Annotated in this window: 15 protein-coding genes and 1 tRNA gene; 11 read left to right on the plus strand and 5 right to left on the minus strand. The window is 61.8% G+C overall.

The features are described 5' to 3' along the window. Positions 1-46 precede the first annotated feature (46 nt). From galU to C1949_RS09455, 4 genes are all read left to right on the plus strand, one after another. On the plus strand, positions 47-928 hold the full coding sequence (galU, locus tag C1949_RS09440; RefSeq protein WP_229744391.1) for a UTP--glucose-1-phosphate uridylyltransferase GalU: 882 nt from the start codon (positions 47-49) through the stop codon (positions 926-928). 24 nt (positions 929-952) lie between these two features. Beyond that, positions 953-2,248, plus strand: a complete 1,296-nt coding sequence (locus tag C1949_RS09445; RefSeq protein WP_104738229.1) for a UDP-glucose dehydrogenase family protein — start codon at positions 953-955, stop codon at positions 2,246-2,248. A gap of 1 nt (position 2,249) precedes the next feature. Further along, a complete protein-coding gene (gene pgi / locus C1949_RS09450) occupies positions 2,250-3,899 on the plus strand; it encodes a glucose-6-phosphate isomerase (RefSeq protein ID WP_104738230.1) in 1,650 nt (549 codons plus the stop codon). A 182-nt stretch (positions 3,900-4,081) separates the two neighbouring features. After that, on the plus strand, positions 4,082-6,085 hold the full coding sequence (locus C1949_RS09455) for a nucleoside-diphosphate sugar epimerase/dehydratase (protein WP_104738231.1): 2,004 nt from the start codon (positions 4,082-4,084) through the stop codon (positions 6,083-6,085). 85 nt (positions 6,086-6,170) lie between these two features. Here the strand turns inward: C1949_RS09455 and galE are convergent, their stop codons facing one another. The 3 genes from galE to C1949_RS09470 form a co-directional block, all read right to left on the minus strand. Continuing rightward, the gene (galE, locus tag C1949_RS09460; protein WP_104738232.1) at positions 6,171-7,196 is read right to left on the minus strand and encodes a UDP-glucose 4-epimerase GalE; all 1,026 of its coding nucleotides are present in this window, start codon (positions 7,194-7,196) and stop codon (positions 6,171-6,173) included. A 55-nt stretch (positions 7,197-7,251) separates the two neighbouring features. After that, positions 7,252-9,078 carry a glutamine--fructose-6-phosphate transaminase (isomerizing) gene (gene glmS, locus C1949_RS09465; protein ID WP_104738233.1) on the minus strand — a complete coding sequence of 609 codons (1,827 nt, stop codon included), beginning with the start codon at positions 9,076-9,078 and terminating at the stop codon, positions 7,252-7,254. Between the two features lie 181 nt (positions 9,079-9,259). Beyond that, the gene (locus C1949_RS09470; RefSeq protein WP_104738234.1) at positions 9,260-10,819 is read right to left on the minus strand and encodes a methyl-accepting chemotaxis protein; all 1,560 of its coding nucleotides are present in this window, start codon (positions 10,817-10,819) and stop codon (positions 9,260-9,262) included. A 321-nt stretch (positions 10,820-11,140) separates the two neighbouring features. Here C1949_RS09470 and acnA point away from each other — a divergent pair, with 321 nt between their 5' ends. Continuing rightward, positions 11,141-13,870, plus strand: a complete 2,730-nt coding sequence (acnA, locus tag C1949_RS09475) for an aconitate hydratase AcnA (protein WP_104738235.1) — start codon at positions 11,141-11,143, stop codon at positions 13,868-13,870. A 128-nt stretch (positions 13,871-13,998) separates the two neighbouring features. On the opposite strand, the gene C1949_RS09480 is transcribed toward acnA, so the two are convergent. Both C1949_RS09480 and mobA read right to left on the minus strand, forming a co-directional pair. Then, positions 13,999-14,075: transfer RNA gene (locus C1949_RS09480), tRNA-Pro, on the minus strand. 76 nt (positions 14,076-14,151) lie between these two features. Continuing rightward, positions 14,152-14,727: a molybdenum cofactor guanylyltransferase MobA gene (mobA, locus tag C1949_RS09485; protein ID WP_170063047.1), complete on the minus strand. Its 576-nt coding sequence runs from the start codon at positions 14,725-14,727 to the stop codon at positions 14,152-14,154. 112 nt (positions 14,728-14,839) lie between these two features. Between mobA and moaB the strand changes: the two genes are divergently transcribed. From moaB to efeO, 6 genes are all read left to right on the plus strand, one after another. Then, entirely contained in the window at positions 14,840-15,379 is a 540-nt protein-coding gene (gene moaB, locus C1949_RS09490; RefSeq protein ID WP_104738237.1) for a molybdenum cofactor biosynthesis protein B, read from the plus strand. Continuing rightward, positions 15,376-16,584 carry a molybdopterin molybdotransferase MoeA gene (locus C1949_RS09495; protein ID WP_229744389.1) on the plus strand — a complete coding sequence of 403 codons (1,209 nt, stop codon included), beginning with the start codon at positions 15,376-15,378 and terminating at the stop codon, positions 16,582-16,584. The genes moaB and C1949_RS09495 overlap by 4 nt, the downstream gene beginning before the upstream one ends. A gap of 293 nt (positions 16,585-16,877) precedes the next feature. Then, positions 16,878-17,720, plus strand: coding sequence for an iron uptake transporter permease EfeU (efeU, locus tag C1949_RS09500; RefSeq protein ID WP_104738302.1), 843 nt, complete (start codon positions 16,878-16,880; stop codon positions 17,718-17,720). A gap of 37 nt (positions 17,721-17,757) precedes the next feature. Then, positions 17,758-18,885 (plus strand): cupredoxin domain-containing protein, encoded by a 1,128-nt coding sequence (locus C1949_RS09505; protein WP_146040306.1) that lies wholly within the window; start codon positions 17,758-17,760, stop codon positions 18,883-18,885. A 21-nt stretch (positions 18,886-18,906) separates the two neighbouring features. Continuing rightward, positions 18,907-20,223: an iron uptake transporter deferrochelatase/peroxidase subunit gene (efeB, locus tag C1949_RS09510; protein WP_104738239.1), complete on the plus strand. Its 1,317-nt coding sequence runs from the start codon at positions 18,907-18,909 to the stop codon at positions 20,221-20,223. Positions 20,224-20,256: 33 nt separating this feature from the next. Then, a complete protein-coding gene (gene efeO, locus C1949_RS09515) occupies positions 20,257-21,090 on the plus strand; it encodes an iron uptake system protein EfeO (protein WP_104738240.1) in 834 nt (277 codons plus the stop codon). Positions 21,091-21,110: the final 20 nt, after the last annotated feature.

The following is a 21,110-nucleotide window of genomic DNA, read 5'->3' on the forward strand; positions in this document are numbered from 1 at the left end:
ACTGCAGGCCGCTATCATGAATGGACATGAACAATCAGGAGTTGCCGTGAAGGTTACCAAGGCTGTTTTACCCGTAGCGGGGTTGGGCACGCGCTTTTTGCCGGCCAGTAAAGCGATTCCGAAAGAAATGGTCACCGTGGTGGACAAGCCCGTGGTGCAGTATGTGGTCGAGGAAGCGCTGGCTGCGGGTATCAACGAGATTGTGCTGGTGACCCATGCCAGCAAGAAGGCGATTGAAGATCACTTTGACGTCAACTACGAGCTTGAGGCCGAGCTGGCACGGCGCAGCAAAGACGCGTTGCTCAAGGTTCTGCGCGAGATTGCACCGCCCGAGCTGAAGGTGACGGCGGTGCGTCAGGGGCGTGCGCTGGGCCTGGGGCATGCGGTGGCTTGTGCACGGCCGGTGGTGGGCGATGCGCCTTTCGCGGTGCTGTTGCCGGATGTGCTGGTTGAGCAGGTGGGCGGGTTGTCTGACCTTGCCGCGATGACCACACGGTTTGGTGAGACAGGCAAGGCGCAGGTAATGGTTGAGCCGGTGCCCTGGGAACGAGTGCACCAGTATGGTGTGGTTGATCTGGGCGGCGTTGAGCTGCATCAGGGTAAGCAGGCTGTGATGCAACAGGTGGTCGAGAAGCCAGCCCGCGAGGCGGCTCCATCCAATCTGGCCATTGTCGGGCGCTATGTTTTGCCGGGCACGATCTTTGATCTGCTGGCAGCGACTGCGCCAGGCGCAGGTGGTGAGATCCAGCTGACCGATGCGATTGCGGCCCTGATGCAGCAGAGCGGGGCAGAGGCTTACCGTATGCGCGGGCGCTCCTTCGACTGTGGCAGCAAGCTGGGGTATCTGGAGGCAACGTTGGCCTACGGCCTGCAGCACCCGGAGCTGGGTGCGGATTTCAAAGGACTATTGGCTCGCTACGCGCCATGAGCGTACGGGCTGAGGACAGGCACCATGCAGGTTGATGTTTACGGCGATACGCTTTGTGCGCTGGTCAGTGCGACGGCGTTGGCTTCGACCGGTAATCAGGTGCTTCTGCACTTGCCGGAAGGGGCACATGCCGAGCAGTTGATGCGCGGCGAATGCCCCTTTCGCGAGCCCGGTCTGGCGGATTTGATGACTGAGCAGCAACAGGCGGGCCGGCTGCTGCTGACCTCGCTTGAGGCTGCTCCGCAGGTGCTGGGCGGTGTGATCTGGCTGGCCCTGAACCCTGACATGCTGGCTGAGGCGCAGGCGCTGATTGGGGCGTTGCCCGAGCGCTGCACTCGCCGCTGGTTGGTGGTTAATCAGTCAACCTTTGCGGTCGGCAGCAGCGAGCTGCTGCAACAGGCGTTGCTGGAATGCGAGGCTCCAGTTGCTGATCCGGGAGCCGTAGTTAGTCTGCCGGACCTGCTGATCGAAGGTAATGCGCTGCAGAGCTTCATGCGCGCCGACAGTTGGCTGCTTGGCGCTGACGCCAACTGGGCCCGGCAGCTGGTGACCGAGCTGCTGCGGCCGTTCAATCGCCGCCGCGATGCCATCATGCCGATGCGGCCGCGTGAAGCAGAGTTCACCAAACTGGCGATTACCGGCATGCTCGCTACCCGCCTGAGCTATATGAACGATATGGCCAATCTGGCTGACAGCCTGGACGTGGATATTGAACAGGTACGGCAGGGGATGGGCGCTGACCGGCGGATTGGTGACGCCTACCTGTATCCGGGCTGCGGCTTTGGCGGCCTGAGTTTCTCCCGCGATGTGATGAGTCTGGCCTCGACACTGCAGGGCAGCGGTATGGCTGCCCAACTGCTCGACGAGGTGTTGAACATCAACGAGCGCCAGAAAGAGGTGCTCTTTCGCAAGCTGTGGCGTCACTACGGCACCAACCTGCGTGGCCGCAAGGTGGCGTTGTGGGGCATCGCGTTCAAGCCTGAATCGTCGCGCATCAACAATGCGCCGGCGCTCAAGTTGATTGAGGCGTTGTGGGCGCAGGGGGTTGAGGTGCACGTGCATGATCCACGTGCGCTCGGCTCTTTGGCGCAATGGGCTGGTGAGCGTGAGGATCTAGTGCTCCACCAGGACCCGTATGCGGCGGTCGCAGGGGCTGATGCGTTGATGCTGGTGACCGAGTGGAAGGCATATTGGAGCCCAGATCTGACACGTCTGCACGAGCTGATGGCAACACCGTTGCTGCTCGATGGCCGCAACGTCTGGGATCCGGAATTCATGAAGCAGAACGGTTTCGCATACTACGGCATAGGACGGCGATGACATGAGTAGCCCTCTGACTGAGAAGGCCTCCTGGCGGGCGCTGGTAGCGCATGCGCAGGAGGTGCGAGGCGCGCATCTGGCTGATCTGTTTGCCGGTGATGCGCAACGCTTTGTGCGGCTGCATCGAGCGTTCGACTCGATCCTGTTTGACTTCTCCAAGCAGCGGGTCGTTGAGGCGACGCTGCCGCTGTTATTTGATCTGGCGGCTGAGCAAGGGCTGGCCGAACGCATGGCTGCGCTGTTTGCCGGCGCCGCAGTTAACCCGAGCGAAGGGCGCGCGGCTATGCACTGGGCGTTGCGCTTGCCGTCTGAGCGAACGTGCCAGGTCGCCGGTGAGGATATAAACCTGCAGGTTCAGGCCGAGCTGCAGCGGATGGACGGCATTGTTCAGAAGGTCCGCAGTGGTCAGTGGCGTGGCGTGACCGGCGAGGTCATTACCGATGTGGTGAATATTGGCGTCGGAGGCTCTGACCTCGGGCCGCTGATGGTAACGGAGGCATTGGCTGACTGGCGGCCGTCTACCGCATCGCCGCTGCATGTGCACTTTGCCTCGACAATGGATGGCAGCCAGGTGTCGCAGTTGCTGGGTGGCCTCAACCCGCATGCGACGCTGTTTATCATCTCGTCCAAGTCCTTTTCCACCATCGATACCCTGAGTAATGCGGCAACTGCGCGTGGTTGGCTCGAACGTGAGCTGGGGGCTTTGCCCGGCTTGCTCGACTGTCACTTCATCGGTGTGTCGGCGGCGGCAGAGCGCATGAGCGAGTGGGGCATCGCCCCCGCCAACCAGCTGGCGTTGTGGGACTGGGTCGGTGGGCGGTTCTCGCTCTGGTCCGCCATTGGCTTGCCGATTGCGCTGTCTATCGGCATGCCGGCGTTTCGTGAGCTGCTGGCTGGTGCGCACGCGATGGATGAGCACTTTCGTCAGGCCCCCTGGGCCGACAACCTGCCGGTGCTGCTGGGGCTTATCGGCGTGTGGAACACCAATATGCTGGGTATTAACGCGCATGCGGTGTTGCCCTATGACGGCAGGCTTAAGGAGTTGCCCAATTACCTTGAGCAACTTGAGATGGAGTCCAACGGCAAGTCGGTGAACCTGGCTGGTGAGAGCATTGATTATGCGACCTGCCCGATTGTCTGGGGCACCATCGGTCCGAATGCCCAGCATGCGTTCTATCAACTGCTGCATCAGGGCACCGAACCTGTGACCTGTGATTTTATCGTTCCTGCGCGGCGCTATCGCGAGGCGCAGCATGGTGGGGCGACCGCTGAGCTGTTGGCTCAGCACGAACTGGCGCTGGCAAACTGCCTGGCCCAGTCCCGTCTGTTGGCGCTGGGTGACGGCGCAGTGAAAGACGCCGCATCGTTGCCACGCAACCGCCGTTATCGCGGTAATCAGCCCAGTTCGACCCTGCTGCTGGATGAACTGACGCCCCATAGCCTGGGTGCGCTGATTGCTCTGTATGAACACAAGGTGTTTGTGCAGTCGGTGATCTGGGAAATCAACCCGTTTGACCAGTGGGGGGTTGAGATGGGCAAGCGTATCGCGGTGGATGCCCTGGCCTGCCTGCGTGGTGAGCTGGCCGAACTGCCGGGCGCGGATGCCTCCAGCGCGGGTTTACTGGCTCGGATTCTGGGTGAGTCTGCGTGATGCTCTGGCTGCGGCGACGGCGCGGCGCGGTTTGATGAGAATGATGCCTGTTTGTTGCCCTGCCTGACCGGGCGTATGCTGATGAACCGCGTGCGATATGCAACTTAGGCAGGAACTGTACCGGAAGGTGGCTCGGTCGTATTGCGTATAATCGCATTCGTTTTGTTGAGTTGGAGAGCAAGATGCTCAAAGAAAAACTGATTGGGTTGAGCCACGCGCAAAAGCGCTCAATTCAGATCTTTGCCGACCTGATTCTGATTTGGTCGTCGCTCTGGCTTGCTCTTTACCTGCGTCTTGGTGGTGAAACCGGTTGGGTGTTCCCAACGCCTGAGCAGCGTTGGTTGTTTGTGCTGGCCCCTGCAATGGCCTTGCCTATCTACATCCGTATGGGGATGTACCGTGCGGTGATGCGGTATTTCGGTAGCCAAGCGTTGTTGTGCATTTTCAAGTCGGTGACGCTGTCATTTCTGGCACTGGTCATGGTGGTGCTGGCTGCGCGCGATAGTGGCTGGGATGTGCTGTTTCCGCGTTCGGCGATGGTGTCCTACTGGTGGCTTTCACTGTTGCTGATTGGTGGCCTGCGGCTGGCGGCCCGCGAGTACTTCATGGGGGACTGGCTGATGGGCCCGGCACCAGACCCTGCACAAGCGTTGACTGAGCAGGAAGTCGGAGTGCCGGTGGCTATTTTCGGCGCTGGCGCGGCGGGCAATCAGCTACTGGCCTCGCTGCGGCTTGGTCGCATGTATAAACCCAAGGCGTTCATTGATGATGATCCGAGCCTGGCCGGACGGGTGATTGGCGGCCTGCCGGTGTACCCGTCTGAGCAGATTGCCAAAGTGATCGCTGATGCCGACATCAAGGAAGTGCTGCTGGCGATTCCGTCTGCCACCCGCGCAACGCGGCAGCAGATTCTCTTCCGCTTGGCCGGATTCCAGGTTCATGTGCGCAGTATCCCGGGGATCATGGACATTGCCAGTGGCAAGGTCAAAGTGGACGATCTGCAGGAGGTCGATATTGCCGACCTGCTTGGCCGAGACCCGGTCGAGCCGGTTGAGGAACTGATGGATTTCTGTATTCGCGACAAAGTGGTGCTGGTGACGGGCGCAGGTGGCTCCATCGGCAGCGAGCTATGTCGCCAGATCATTAACGCCGGGCCGTCCAAGCTCGTGTTGTTTGAACACAACGAGTTTGGCCTGTACGCCATTCACACCGAGCTGCAAGGCTGGATCAAGGCGCAAAAATTACCGATCGACCTGATCCCGATTCTGGGGTCGGTGCGTAACAGTGGTCGCCTGATCGACGCGATGGCGGCCTGGAAGGTGGATACTGTCTACCACGCGGCGGCTTACAAGCACGTGCCGATGGTCGAGCACAACGTTGCTGAAGGCATCATGAATAACGTGTTCGGCACGCTGAAGGTGGCGCAGGCTGCGATTCGCTGCGGTGTGCAGAACTGTGTGCTCATCTCGACCGACAAGGCGGTTCGACCGACCAATGTGATGGGGGCAACCAAGCGGCTGGCTGAGATGGTGTTGCAGGCGCTCAGTGCCGAGTCGGCACCCAATCTGTGGGGCGATGACAGCGGCGTGCGGGTGGTTAACCGCACGCGCTTTACCATGGTTCGATTCGGCAATGTGCTGGGGTCGTCGGGCTCGGTGATTCCGTTGTTCCGCTCGCAGATCAAACGCGGTGGCCCGATTACCGTGACCCATCCTGACATTACCCGTTATTTCATGACCATTCCCGAAGCGGCGCAGCTGGTGGTTCAGGCTGGCTCGATGGGGAAGGGGGGGGATGTCTTCGTACTGGATATGGGTGAGCCGGTACGGATCGTCGAGCTGGCGCACAAGATGGTGATGCTGTCAGGCCTGACGGTGCGTGATGAGGTTGATCCCAACGGCGATATTGCGATTACCTTTACCGGACTGCGACCGGGCGAGAAGCTGTATGAAGAGCTGCTGATCGGTGACAACCCGGAGCGCACGGCGCACCCGAAAATCCATCGGGCAAATGAAGAGTTTGTCGATTGGCCGACTATGTATGAGGTGCTGAACCGCATGAATCAGGCGGTGAAAACGGATGCGTATGACGATGTCCGGGCACTGCTGCTGGACACCGTTAACGGTTACCAGCCGACTAACGGCATCGTCGATCTGATTCATGGGCAGCGCATTATTCAGAGCTGACAATCACTGCCTTGAAGAGGCCGGGCTGCTGCCCGGCCTTTTTGTTTGTGCGGCATTCGCAAGCGCGACCCTTCCGAGGGATGGGTCAGCGGTAGCCGTTCGGATTCTGCTGCTGCCAGCGCCAGGCATCGGCGCACATGGCGTTGACGTCCCGTTCGGCCTGCCAGCCCAGCTCGCGGGCAGCCAGTGACGGGTCGGCGTAGCAACTGCCGACATCACCGGGGCGGCGTGCAACCACCTGATACGCCAGGGGCTTGCCACAGGCGCGCTCGAACGCGTGCAGCATGTCCAGTACGGAGTAGCCGATGCCGGTGCCGAGGTTGAAGGCGGCAAGGCCCTGTTTGCGCGTTAACCACTGCAGCGCCTTGACGTGCCCTTCGGCCAGGTCCATCACATGGATGTAGTCACGTACGCCGGTGCCATCGTGGGTGTCGTAATCACCACCAAACACGCTGAGGTGCTCACGTCTACCAACCGCGACCTGGGCGATATACGGCAGCAGGTTGTTGGGGATGCCGGCCGGATCTTCGCCAATCTGTCCGCTGGGGTGGGCGCCGACCGGGTTGAAGTAGCGGAGCAGGGCGAGGTTCCAGCTGCTGTCGCTCCGGTAAAGATCACCCAGTATTTCTTCGATCATAAGCTTTGACCGGCCGTACGGGTTGGTCGCGCTGGTCGGAAAGTTTTCAGTGATCGGCAGGCTGGCCGGGTCGCCATAGACGGTGGCTGACGAGCTGAATACCAGATTACGCACGGTGGATCGCTGCATGGCCTGCAGTAGCGAAACCGCGCCGGTGACGTTGTTGTGGTAATACATCAGTGGCTCGGCCACGGATTCGCCGACGGCCTTGAAACCAGCAAAGTGAATGACCGCGTCAACCGGGTTGCTGGCAAACAGGTCGTCCAGCAGGCTGCCGTCGTTGACGTCGCCGGTGATGATGTCGAGCGTCTTGCCGGTGAGGTTTTGCACCCGGCGGAGCGCTTCAGGGGAGCTGTTGCTGAAGTTATCCAGCACGATGACCTGGTAGCCGCATTCCAGCAGGCGCAGGCAGGTGTGTGAACCGATGTATCCGGCACCGCCGGTCACCAGTATGGTTGCTGCGTCGGTGTTCATGGGGTGGCTCCCTTAGGGTGTGCGGCGGTAGCCGCACACCTGCCTTGAGCGGTGGTTACTCGACGGTAACCGATTTTGCCAGGTTTCGTGGTTTGTCGACATCGGTGCCCTTGACCAGTGCAACGTGGTAGCTCAGCAGTTGCAGGGGTAGGGTGTAGATAATCGGTGAGACGCAGTCTTCAACCCACGGCAGGCTGACGTCGCGCACTTCGGGGTCGGTACTTTGCTCGATGGTTTCGCAGGCAAAGTTGATCAACTGGCCGCCACGGGCGCGCACTTCTTCCAGATTGGACTTGAGTTTTTCCAGCAGGCTGTCGCTGGGTGCGACTGAGACCACGGGCATGTCTTCGTCCACCAGGGCCAGCGGGCCGTGCTTCAACTCCCCAGCAGCGTAGGCCTCGGCGTGGATGTAGGAGATTTCCTTGAGTTTGAGGGCACCTTCCATCGCGATGGGGTAATGCGGACCGCGGCCGAGGAACAGGGCGTGGTGTTTGTTGGCGAACTGCTCGGCCAGCGCAACAATCGCCGGTTCCAGCCCAAGCACCTGTTCCACCAGGGCGGGCAGCGTGCGCAGGGCGTTGACGTTACGGGCAACAAACTGGCTGCGGCCGTGGGTCTGGGCGAGGGCCGTGGTCAGCCACAGCAGTGACACCAGTTGAGTGGTGAAGGCCTTGGTTGAGGCCACGCCAATTTCCGGGCCCGCATGCGTGAGCAAACGCCAGTCGGCCTCACGTACCAGCGAGCTGCCAGCGACGTTGCAGATGGCGAGGGTGGCGAGGTAGCCCTGATCCTTGGCGTAACGCAGCGCGGCCAGGGTGTCTGCGGTCTCACCTGACTGGGAGATGGTGATCAGCAGGGTGTTGGCCGGCACCACAACGCTGCGGTAGCGGTATTCGCTGGCGACTTCAACCTGGCAGGGAATGCCAGCCTGTTCTTCGATCCAGTAGCGGGCGACCAGTCCGGCATGGTAACTGGTGCCACAGGCAACGATGTGGATGTTGGCGATGTCGGCCAGTCGGGTTTCCGCTTCGGGGCCGAGGATGGCGGTCAGCACGTGGTCATCGCCAAGGGTGCCAGCCAGGGTGTCGCTGATGGCTTGTGGCTGCTCAAAGATTTCCTTGAGCATGAAGTGGCGGTATTCGCCCTTGTCCAGACTGTGGGCAGCGTGCTCGTAGCGAACTACCGGGCGGTCGGCAGTATTGCCGGCGTGGTCCCAGATGTCGCAGGTGTCCAGAGTAACGCGGGCGTAGTCGCCTTCTTCCAGGTAGCGGAAGCGGTCGGTTACCTGCAGCAGCGCCAGCGGGTCGGAGGCCAGATAGTGTTCGCCGCTGCCTTCTCCGATCACCAGCGGGCTGCCCATGCGTGAGCAGTATAGGGTGCCGGGCTCGGATTCATGGACCACCGCCAGCGCATAGGCCCCGTGAATCTCGCCCAGAGTGTTGCGGAACGCGCTGAGCATGTCGCCGGTTTCGGCAAAGTGGTGCGCCAGCAGGTGGGCGACGACTTCGGTATCGGTTTCGGACGTAAAGCTGTAGCCCAGATCCTGCAGCTGTTTGCGCAGCGGAGCGTGGTTTTCGATGATGCCGTTGTGGACGATCGCCAGTCCGTTGGACAGGTGCGGGTGGGCGTTGTGTTCTGCCGGTTTGCCGTGTGTCGCCCAGCGGGTGTGGGCGATGCCAAGGTGACCACTGACCGGTGTGGCCTGCAGTGCGTTTTCCAGCTCTACGACCTTGCCGACGGCGCGGACGCGTTGAATTCCGCCGGCGCTGTCGATGATTGCAACGCCGGCCGAGTCGTAGCCGCGGTACTCAAGACGGCGCAGGCCTTCAAGCAGGATGGGGGTGATGTCGCGCTGGGCGGTTGCGCCGACGATTCCGCACATGGAGGTGTCCTTGTTTCACAGGCAAAGGCGGCAGTTTAGCACTGTCGCCCCGCGGGTGGGTAACGTCTCAGGGGCGGCAGGACAAGGTTGTCGAGAGCGCTGGGGCTTGGCCCGGCGAAGCGCGTGTGGTGCGGCCTGTGGGTCGAGCTGATGCTCGACCTTCTCGGGAGGTGGTTACCGGTCAACGGCGGTTAAAACGGTCAACCAGGTCGACCTGGCGCTGGGCGGTGGTCGCCAGTTCGCCACTGAGCTCGGCGCTGCGGCTGGCCTGGCCCGCCGTGCTGTCTGCCAGCGAGGCGATGCTGGTGACGTTGCGGTTGATCTCTTCGGCAACGCTGCTTTGCTCCTCGGCGGCGCTGGCGATCTGGCCGGCCATTTCGTTGATCCGTTCGATGGCCTGACGAATGCCTTCGAGCGCTTCGTCTGCTTCGATGACCTGAGCAACACCGCGCTCGGCCTGTTCGTTGCCGGCCTGCATGGTATCTACCGTGCTCTTGGCGGCCTGTTGCAGGTTGGCGATCAGACCATGGATCTGTTCGGTGGCTTCGGCTGTCCGGCTGGCGAGGGCGCGCACCTCGTCGGCAACGACGGCAAAGCCGCGTCCCTGCTCGCCTGCGCGTGCCGCCTCGATAGCGGCATTCAGAGCCAGCAGGTTGGTCTGTTCGGCGATTCCTTTGATGACGTCGACCACGGTGCCAATTTCACGGGCGTCTGATGCCAGTTTGTTGGTGACGGTGCTGGCTGACTCAACCACGCCGGACAGGTTCTCGATGGCGGTACGGGCGTTGCTGGCCAACTGTTTGCCTTGTATGGCCAGTTGCGCTGCGTCGTGGGTTGCGCCTGCGGCGTTCTGGACGTTGCCCGATACCTCTAGCGTCGCCGCAGCCATCTGGTTGATGGCAGTAGCCACCTGATCTGTTTCGGCACGCTGTTGGGCCAGCCCCTCACTGCTTTGGCGAGCGATGTCGCTGGCTTCATGGGCCTGCAGCTTCAGGCTGTCAGCGCTGTCTGCCACTCGGGTGAGGCAGGTCGTAAGGCGTGCCTGCTGGCTGAGAATGGCCATTTCCAGTTGGCCCATCGCGCCGCGGAAGGGGGTAAACATCTGGGCCAGCAACGGGTCACTGATACTGTTGCCGGCCGAGTGCACAATACGCTGCAGACGTTGCTCAAGGCTGGCTTTCATGAGGTACCCGGCGGGCACACCGAGCAGACCCGCGACAGCTGCGCCGGGCCAGCCGAACAGCACGCCTGCAGCGCCGCTGGCCGCCATTGCCACTGCGGACGGCAGGATCTGCATGCCCAGACCGGCGACGTCACTCTGCACCGCCTTGCCGCCACGTGAGAGGCGTTGGTAGAGCGCTGATGCCCGTTCAATCTGCCCGGCCGTGGGTTTGGTGCGGACCGACTCGTAACCGGTGATCTGGCCGTTCTCCCAGATGGGGGTGACGAAGGCATTGACCCAGTAATGATCGCCGTTCTTGCAGCGGTTTTTGACGATCCCCATCCAGGCCTTGCCGGCTTTGATATCAGCCCACATGTGCGCGAAAACCGCTGGCGGTACGTCCGGATGACGGACCAGGTTGTGCGAGGTGCCGATCAGTTCGTCGCGGGTAAAGCCGCTGATTTCAATAAAAACGTCATTGCAGTAGGTGATGACGCCCTTGAGGTTGGTCGTGGATATGAGCCGCTCGTCCGCCGCAAAGGTACGTTCACGCTGGGTTACGGGCTGGTTGTTACGCATTGGTGAATGTCCTTGAATGTCTGCCCGTGAGCCATATCGGGCTGACTATTGTCTAAACTGCTATATCGGCAGCGATGGCAATGGCTGTAGGCCTCGACTCTGACTCCTCCGCAGGACGGTTTCAGTCTGCCGTGGGGGAAGTGAGTGGAGCCGTGTGAGCGGTTTCCGGATGGTGGGAGTGGTTCCGGCGACCTGCGGGTTTCAGCATTTACCGGAACTTCCTGCCATCCTTGCAGGCCAGATACTAGAGGCCTCGCAGAATCTTGCCTCAGATTATAGCAATCCATGCAGGCCCAGTGCCCGCGCAAGGAGGTTTATCGCATGACCCAAGCCAATAGCCTGAGTACGCTTGACACATTGGATGTCTCGGGAGAGCGCTATCAGTACCACTCGCTCAAGCGTGCAGCAGCCGAACTGAATGGTGTCGAGCACCTGCCCAAGTCGCTCAAGGTGCTGCTGGAGAATCTGCTGCGTAATGAAGACGGCGAGACGGTCACGCTGGATGATATTCGCGCCGTAAGTCAGTGGCTGGAGCAGCGTCGATCCGACCGTGAAATTCAGTACCGTCCGGCGCGGGTGTTGATGCAGGACTTTACCGGGGTGCCGGCGGTCGTGGATTTGGCCGCCATGCGTGATGCGGTTGCGCGGGCTGGTGGCGATCCGGAGCAGATCAATCCACTGTCGCCGGTCGATCTGGTCATCGACCACTCGGTGATGGTTGACCGCTTTGCCAGCGACTCGGCCTTTCATGACAACGTGGAGATCGAGATGCAGCGTAACGGTGAGCGTTACGCATTCCTGCGCTGGGGGCAGAAGGCCTTTCAGAACTTTCGCGTAGTGCCGCCGGGCACTGGCATCTGCCACCAGGTGAATCTGGAGTACCTGGCCCAGACTGTTTGGGCCGCTGAGGTGGACGGTGAGCAGTGGGCCTGGCCTGATACCCTGGTCGGCACTGACTCGCACACCACCATGATCAACGGGCTGGGCGTACTGGGCTGGGGCGTCGGCGGTATCGAGGCCGAGGCGGCCATGCTCGGTCAGCCGGTTTCGATGCTGATCCCGGAAGTGATCGGTTTCAAGCTGACCGGGCGCCTGCGTGAGGGCATCACCGCGACCGATCTGGTGCTGACCGTTACTCAGATGTTGCGCAGCAAGGGCGTGGTTGGCAAGTTTGTTGAATTCTACGGTGACGGTCTGGCCGACCTGCCGCTGGCGGATCGGGCGACCATTGCCAACATGGCCCCGGAGTATGGCGCGACCTGCGGCTTCTTCCCGGTGGATGACGAGACCCTGCGCTATCTGCGCCTCAGTGGCCGCCCCGATGCGGTGGTGCAGCGGGTAGAAGCCTATTGCAAGGCGCAGGGACTGTGGCGCGAACCGGGTGACGAGCCGGCGTTTACCGACAGCCTGCACCTGGACATGAGTACCGTGGAGGCCAGCCTGGCCGGTCCGCGTCGACCGCAGGACCGGGTGGCGCTGCCGGATGTACCTGAGGCCTTCGATGCACTGCTGGCGCTGCAGGTGGCACCGGCTGATACCGAGCAGGCACGGCTGGAAAGTGAAGGCGGTGCCGGTACCGCCGTCGGCGGCCCGAATGCCCATGCCACGGTGCAGCTGGATGGCAAGGAGTACGCGCTGGACCACGGCGCCGTGGTGATCGCTGCGATTACCTCCTGTACCAATACCTCCAATCCGAGTGTGATGATGGCTGCCGGTCTGCTGGCGAAGAAGGCTCTGGAGCGGGGGCTGCAGCGCAAGCCTTGGGTCAAGTCGTCACTTGCGCCGGGCTCCAAGGTGGTGACCGACTATCTGAATAAGGCCGGTCTGACCGAGAGCCTCGATGCGCTCGGATTCAATCTGGTGGGCTATGGCTGCACCACCTGTATCGGCAACTCCGGGCCGCTGCCCGACGAGGTGGCGCGGGCTGTCAGCGAACACGATCTGGCTGTGTCGGCGGTGCTGTCCGGCAACCGTAACTTCGAAGGGCGGGTGCATCCGCAGGTCAAGGCCAACTGGCTGGCGTCGCCGCCGTTGGTGGTGGCCTACGCGCTGGCCGGCAACACCCGAATCAACCTGCGTGACGAGCCGCTTGGTCTGGATCAGGATAACCGCCCGGTGTTTCTCAAGGACATCTGGCCGACCAACAGCGAGATCGCCGATGCAGTGGCGCTGGTCGAAGATGAGATGTTCCGGACCCGCTATGCCGACGTGTTTACCGGTGATGATCACTGGCGCTCGATCAGCGTCAGCGAGGGCAAGACCTATGCATGGGATGATGCCTCGACCTACGTGAAAAATCCGCCGTACTTTGATGCCATCGACGAGCCACTGGAACCCCTGCAGCCGGTTACCGGCGCGCGGGTGCTGGCGGTATTCGGCGATTCGATTACCACCGACCACATTTCGCCGGCCGGCAATATCAAGGCAAGCTCGCCGGCAGGTGAATATCTGCAATCGCTGGGCGTGGAACCGGCCGACTTCAACTCCTACGGTTCGCGACGCGGTAACCACGAAGTGATGATGCGCGGCACCTTCGCCAACATCCGTATCCGCAATCGGATGCTCGGTGGCGAGGAGGGCGGTGAGACCATTCATGTGCCTTCCGGTGAGCGGATGTCGATCTATGATGCAGCCATGCGCTATCAGCAGGATGGCACGCCGCTGGTGGTGCTGGCCGGCAAGGAGTACGGCACAGGTTCAAGCCGGGATTGGGCGGCCAAGGGCACCAACCTGCTGGGTGTGAAGGCCGTTCTGGCCGAGAGCTTCGAGCGCATCCACCGTTCCAATCTGGTTGGTATGGGGGTGTTGCCGCTGCAGTTTGTGGATGGTCAAAGCGTGGCCGAGCTGGGTTTGACCGGGCACGAACAGATCGAAATCACGGGTATCAGCGATGACCTCAAGCCGGGGCAGCGGCTGACGGTGGAAGCAACCGGAGACGATGGTCAAAGCGTGAGCTTCGAGATGCTCTGCCGAATCGATACCGTCAATGAGATCGCTTACTTTAAGGCGGGCGGCATTCTGCATCACGTGTTGCGTGAGATGCTTGATTAGAGCCTGTCGCCGTTTCGTTCACTTGCCTGCCGGAGACCGTTCTTCGGCCAGGCAAGGCGAAGCGGCAACAGATCTTGGACGGCAGAAAAAGAAAAACCCCTGACTCAATGAGTCAGGGGTTTTGCTGTTGGTCGGAGCGACTGGAATCGAACCAGCGACCTTCTCGTCCCGAACGAGACGCGCTACCAGGCTGCGCTACGCTCCGTTGTGGGCGGCATTTTACCTAAAGTTTGTCATCGCACAAGAGGCAAACGAAAAAAAATCGACTGTTTATCACAGGGTTACTGCAGCGCCTGCCACAGAATAGGGGTATTGGCGCTGGTCAGGCGTGGCTCGTCGGCGGCCAGATCGAGGCAGATCGCGTCCATTGTCCGCAACCAGCGCAACGGGCTGCGCACTCCTTGCAACCAGGCGTTTTCCAGCGCCGGTAGCAGCCGGCGTGGGATCAGGCAGGGCAGTGGCTGGGGCTGCTCACCGGTGCGAAAAAACACCGGTCGGTCAGGGTCGGCTTGGTCAAGCAGCTGCTCAAGCAAGGCTTGATCGATCAGCGGCATGTCACAGGGCAGCACCAAAAGCTGCTCGCCGCTCGTCTGGCGCAGGCCGCTCAGAATGCCGGCCAACGGGCCGGGGTAGTCCGTGCTGCTGTCGGTCACGAGCCTGTCAGCCCATTGCCGGTAGTGCTCGGCGTTGCGGTTGCAACTGATCAGCAGCTCATCGGCCACGCTGCGCAACAGCGCGCTCAGATGAGCGCTGATAGGGGCGCCGCGGTAGGTGAGCAGGCCCTTGTCTGCACCGCCGACGCGGCGGCCCCGGCCGCCGGCCAGCAGCAGGGCGCTGATACGGGGTGACGCTGACATGTTCAATGCTCTGGCTGGTGTGGTCTGTGTTATAACACCGGGCCTGTAGCGGACGAAAGCGGCGCCTCTGCTGATTGCCGTCCGGCTTTATCCGAACGCAAGGAATCCATCCATGAGCTGCTCATCTGATACTCCCTTTGCCGCCCTTGGCATCGCCGTGCTGACCGTCAGCGACACCCGTACCCTGGAAACCGACACCTCTGGCCAGTTGCTGGCGGACAGCCTGACCGCTGCCGGCCATCGTCTGGCCGATCGCCAGCTGCTGCCCGACGACCGCTACCAGATGCGCGCACGGGTGTCGGCCTGGATCGCAGACCCGGCAGTTGAGGTCGTGTTGATCACTGGTGGCACCGGCTTTACCGGCCGTGACAGCACCCCTGAGGCCATCGCGCCGCTGCTGGACAAACAGGTCGATGGCTTTGGTGAGCTGTTCCGTCAGGTGTCTTACGAAGACATCGGCACTTCCACGCTGCAGTCCCGTGCGCTGGCTGGCTTGGCCAATCGTACGCTGGTGGTCTGCATGCCGGGCTCATCCAACGCCTGCCGTACCGCCTGGACGCGGATTCTCGAAACCCAGCTGGACAGTCGTACCCGCCCGTGCAACTTCGTGCAGCATCTGGGCAACCCGGATCAGGACGGTCGCCGCGCATGAGTCTGATGCCGGTTGCCGAGGCCCTGCAGCGGCTGCTCGCCAGCGCGGCCGCCCATCAACAGCAGCCCGTGCGGGCGTTGTCGCTGACCGATGCGCTCGATCAGATTCTGGCCGAGCCGGTCTGTTCTGCTATCGACGTACCGCCTTGGGACAACAGTGCGATGGACGGTTATGCACTGGCCGAGGCCGACCTGGCACAGGCGATGGCTGATGGCCTGCCGGTTAGTCAGCGCATCACCGCCGGGGTTGCTCCGGTGGCGCTGCAGCCCGGCACCTGTGCGCGTATCTTTACCGGTGCTCCCTTGCCTGCTGGCGCCAATGCCGTGCAGATGCAGGAGAATGCCGAGCTGCTGGCGGGTGGCCGGGTGCGCCTGCTGGAACCGGTGGCTGCTGGCGACAACGTCCGACGCCAAGCGCAGGACGTCGTTGCCGGTCAGCCGTTGCTGGCTGCCGGAACCCGGCTGAGACCGCAGGATCTGGGGGTAATTGCCTCGGTAGGGATAGATCAGGTCGGGGTCCGCACGCCGCTGCGGGTAGCGGTGGTATCGACCGGTGACGAGCTGGTCGAGCCGGGGCAGCCGCTGAGCCCCGGGCAGATCTACAACAGCAACCGCTTTACCTTGATCGGCTTGTTGCAGGGCATGGGGCAGACTGTGGTCGACGCTGGTATTCTGCCGGATGACCTTGCCTCGACCCGTGATCGTTTGCAGCAGTTGGCCAGGCAGGTTGATGTGATTATTACTTCCGGCGGGGTGTCGGTCGGCGAGGCGGACTGCCTTGGTCAGGCGTTGCGCGAGGCCGGTGAGGTCGCTCTGTGGAAGCTGGCGATCAAGCCGGGCAAGCCGTTCACGCTGGGTCACTATGCCGGTGTGCCCGTGCTCGGTCTGCCCGGGAATCCGGCGGCGACGCTGGTCACGTTTTTGCTGCTGGTGCGTCCCTATCTGTTGACCCGCCTTGGCGCAGCAGAGGTGGCCGCGCCTGCCTATACCTTGCCTGCCGGGTTCGCCTGGAGCCGCGCTGGCAGTCGTGAGGAGTACCTGCGTGCGCATGTCGAAGACGGCCGCGTAATGCTGTCGGGCAATCAAAGTTCCGGTGTGCTCAGCAGCGCCAGTCGCGCCAGCGGCCTGTTACGGGTGCCAGCCGGGCAAACCTTCAGCCCCGGCGATCTGGTCGCGTTTCTGCCGTTCTCGGGCCTGCTCGGCTGAGCCGCAGCCCGAGTTTCTGCTATGGCCGAGTTCTCATTCGGCCATATGTCTGGGCAAACGCTTGTCGGTCGCCCCATCGTTCTACCTTCCCGGGTCTAACAGACCGTGTTCCACCAAGGCCCAAGCCGCTGCCCGTTCGGCGGCCCGTCTGCGGCTGGTGCTGGGCTACTCCTTGATGCTTTAGATGAAAATCAGCGTTTCCGATTTGGATACGCTGAAATAGTGTTTTACATATTTTGTTACAGGTATGATTTGGCCGTATTCAAATTCATTCTCAATTGCGGCTGATTTTCATGATTGTTCCATTTCTGATTATGCTGCGCGAAGGTCTCGAGGCTGCGCTGATTGTCGGCATCATTGCCAGCTACCTCCGTCAGACCGGGCGCGCCGCATGGATGCCGGTCATCTGGACTGGCATTTTTCTGGCTGTGACGCTGGCCTTGCTTGGCGGCGCAGCCTTGCAGTTTGTCAGCGCCGAGTTTCCCCAGCGTCAGCAGGAAATGTTCGAAGCGGCGGTTGGCCTGATTGCCGTCGGCGTGCTGACCTGGATGGTGTTCTGGATGCGGCGCGCGTCGCAGGGGCTGCGCAGTGAGCTGACTGGCGCACTGGACCAGGCGTTTCAGGCCGGCCAGGGGCAAACTTGGGCGTTGATCGGCATGGTCTTTCTGGCGGTTGCCCGTGAGGGACTGGAGTCGGTGTTCTTCCTGCTGGCCGTGTTTCAGCAGGGGCGGGGCACCGGCGCGCCGCTGGGGGCACTGCTCGGCGTTCTATGCTCGGTGCTGGCCGGTTGGGCGTTCTATCGGGGCAGCCTGCGCTTGAATCTGAAGCACTTTTTCCGTGGCACCGGCCTGTTCATTTTGCTGGTGGCTGCTGGTTTGTTCTCGGGTGCGGTGCGCGCATTGCACGAGGCGGGCCTGTGGAATCACGGCCAACGCATTGTCTTCGATCTGAGCGAATGGCTGCCGCTGGACACCCCGTTGGGCAGCCTGTTTGCCGGTATTTTCGGCTATCAGCCTGCGCCCAGTGTCAGTGAAGTCGTCGCCTATCTCGGCTTCTTGCTGATCACCCTGTTTTTCTTCTTCCGACCCGGTACTGCGCAGCTCGCTAGACCTGCCGCAGCGCGGGTTGGTGGTTGAGTTTTACACCTGTCCAACACTGCCTGCGAGTGTCCTGATGTCTGATCCTTCTGCTTCTGCTCCGTCGCCGCTTGCGTTGTGGGCTGGCATGGCTGGTGCTGCCGTGCTGATGCTCGGCGCGCTGGGTATTTTCTATTTGTCGCTGGGTTCGAAGTCGGCAACCGACACGGCTGATACCCACCAGATCACCATTGACGCCAGTGGTTGTACGCCGAACACGCTTACCGTGCCTGCCGGTGCTCAACGCTTTACTGTGATCAACGAGAGTGAGCGTGCGATCGAGTGGGAAATTCTCGATGGCGTGATGGTGCTGGAAGAGCGGGAGAACATCGCTCCCGGTCTGCATCAGCAACTGACAGCCAGGTTGCTGCCCGGTGAATACCAGATGACCTGTGGCCTGCTCAGTAATCCGCGCGGGACGCTGACGGTGACGGCGGTCGCCGGGCAGACCGTTGCCGCCGATCTGTCCGCACGCGCACTGATCGGCCCGTTGGCTGAGTACCGCGTTTACCTGACGCTGGAAGGCCGTGCGCTGGCGCGCGCGGTGGGCGACCTGCAGCAGCAAATTGCCGACGACAACCTGGACGCGGCGCAGCAAGCCTGGCTGCAGGCCCGCGCAATCGATCAGCACATGGCGCTGGCGGTGGGGCTGTTCAGCGATCTGGATCAGCGCCTGAATGCCCGCGCCGAGTACTTCGCCGAGCGCGAACAGGATGCCGATTTTCGCGGCTTTGAACGCCTGGCTTATGGCCTGTTCGAGCAGCAAAGCACTGCCGGGTTGCTGCCGGTGGTCAAGCAACTGAGCGCCGATGTGGGCGCTCTGCGGTCACGTTTGAGTGCCCAGGGTGTGCCGGCCTCCCAATTGGCCAATGGCGCCGGTCGGGTATTGCAGGCCTGGCATGACCAGCAGCAGAACAGCGAGCAGCTCAGCAGCAGGGCGCGCAGTGACCTGCAGGGCTTGCAGGCTGGTATCGACAAGGTCGTATCGCTGCTGCTTCCGGTTCTCCAGCAGGCGCACCCGCAGGAGTCTGAGGCCCTGCAGGCGGCCAATGCGTCACTGGCCGAGCAGGTGCCCGACGCTGATACCCAAACCCTATTGCAGGCCAGCCAGCAGTTGGCCGACCAGTTGGCCAGCGTTAACGCGTTGCTGGCCAGCGCCTACTGACATTCCGCATCGGGAGTATTTATGAGTGATCGTGATGACCTTTCACCGGGCTGCCCGTTCTCGGGCCTTAATCGTCGCCGCTTTCTGCAAGGTCTGGGCGCTGCGGGTATCGGTGCTGCTGCGACGGCCCTGAGTGGCGGTGCGTTGGCCAGTCAGCAGCCGCGTACAGCGGAAGTAACCGATGCGCCGTCCAGCTCGGCAACCCACCAGGCCCATCCGTTCTTCGGGGCACAGCAGCAGGGCATTACCACCCCGCGTCCGGCGGTCGGCATGCTGGCCAGCTTTGATGTGCTGGCGACAGACCAAGCCGGGCTGGAGCGCCTGCTGCGCACGCTGACCGAACGCATTGCTTTTCTGACACAGGGCGGCACCTATGAGCAGCGCGACCCGCGCTACCCTCCGGTGGATTCCGGCATCCTCGGCCCCAGCATCGACCCGGACGGGCTGACTATCACGCTGTCGGTTGGGGCCTCGCTGTTTGATGACCGTTTTGGACTGGACGCGGTCAAACCCCGTCACCTGCAGCGCATGGTCGCGTTCTCCAACGATGCGCTGGATGCCGATCGTTGCCACGGTGATATTTCCCTGCAGTTCTGTGCCAACACCGAGGGCACCACCATTCACGCCCTGCGCGACATCATCAAAAATACCCCTGGCATGCTGATGCTGCGCTGGAAGCAGGAAGGCACGGTGCCGGTCATGGCGCCGCGCTCCGACGGCTCGACCGAGAGTGCGCGTAATTACCTTGGTTTCCGCGATGGCACCGCCAACCCGCCAGCAGATAACAGCGGCCTGATGCAGAAAGTGGTGTGGGTCGATGACAGCAACCAGGAGCCCGAATGGGCACGCAACGGCAGCTATCAGGCCGTGCGCATCATCCGCAACTTCGTCGAACGCTGGGACCGCACACCGCTGCAGGAGCAGGAAGCCATCTTTGGTCGTCGTCGCGATAGCGGCGCGCCCATGCACGGTGGCATCGAACACGATCTGCCGGTCTACGACAACGACCCCGACGGCAAGGTGACGCCACTGGACTCGCATATCCGTCTGGCCAACCCGCGCACCCACGGCAGTGAGCGCAACCTGATTCTGCGTCGACCGTTCAACTACTCCAACGGCGTTGAAGCCAACGGCCAGCTGGATATGGGCTTGCTGTTCATTGCCTATCAGGCGGACCTGGAGGCCGGTTTCATTACCGTTCAGAAGCGCTTGGACGGTGAGCCGCTGGAGGAATACATCAAGCCCGTGGGCGGCGGCTACTTCTTCACGCTGCCGGGCGTACAAGCCGGGGACTACCTCGGCAGCAGCATGCTGGCTGCCAGCCAGCGCCATTCGTGATTGGCCTTAATACGTCTATTCAGGAGCAGGACAATGTCTAACCTTCGCACCGTCATTACCGCCGCTGCCTTCGGGCTGGTTGCCATGCAGGCACAGGCCGCTGTGGCACCGCAGGATCTGGTCAATCCGATTACCGACTACAAGCTTTATGTGCTCGACAACCTGGAGCAGTTCAGCAGCCACACCCGTGAGTTCACCGATGCCATCAAGGCCGGCGAACTGCAGCGTGCCCAGCAGCTGTACGCACCGACCCGCGTTTACTACGAGCGCATCGAACCAATTGCTGAACTGTTTGCCGATCTGGATGCCAGCATCGACGCCCGTGAAGACGACTACGAGCATGGCGTGCAGGACCCGACCTTCACCGGTTTTCACCGCTTGGAGTACGGGCTGTTTCACGAGCACAGCACCGCTGGCCTGGGCGACTATGCCGAGCGCCTGATGAGTGATGTCGAGACTCTGGAGCAGAGTGTGCAGGACCTGACTTTCCCGCCGGAGAAAGTGGTGGGTGGCGCTGCGGCGTTGATGGAAGAGGTCGCCGCGACCAAGGTCTCAGGTGAAGAGGATCGCTACAGTCACACCGACCTGTGGGACTTCCAGGGCAACCTGGACGGCTCGAAGAAGATCTTCGAACTGGTTAAACCGCTGGCAGCGCAGGAAGACCCCTCTTTTGTTGCGCGTATTGAAGAAAACTTCACTGCCATCGAAAACACCCTGGCGCATTACTATCTGATCGAGGGGGATGCCAGCAGCGGCTTTGAGTCCTACGACAAGGTCAGCGAGCGTGATCGCCGTGCGCTGGTTGGGCCGGTCACGGTACTGGCGGAAGAGCTGTCGACCTTGCGCGGGTTGTTGGGTCTGAATTAACCCCCGGGCACAGCATGCTG

Origin of the sequence: Halopseudomonas oceani, from assembly GCF_002903165.1 — a bacterium.
GTDB lineage: Bacteria > Pseudomonadota > Gammaproteobacteria > Pseudomonadales > Pseudomonadaceae > Halopseudomonas > Halopseudomonas oceani.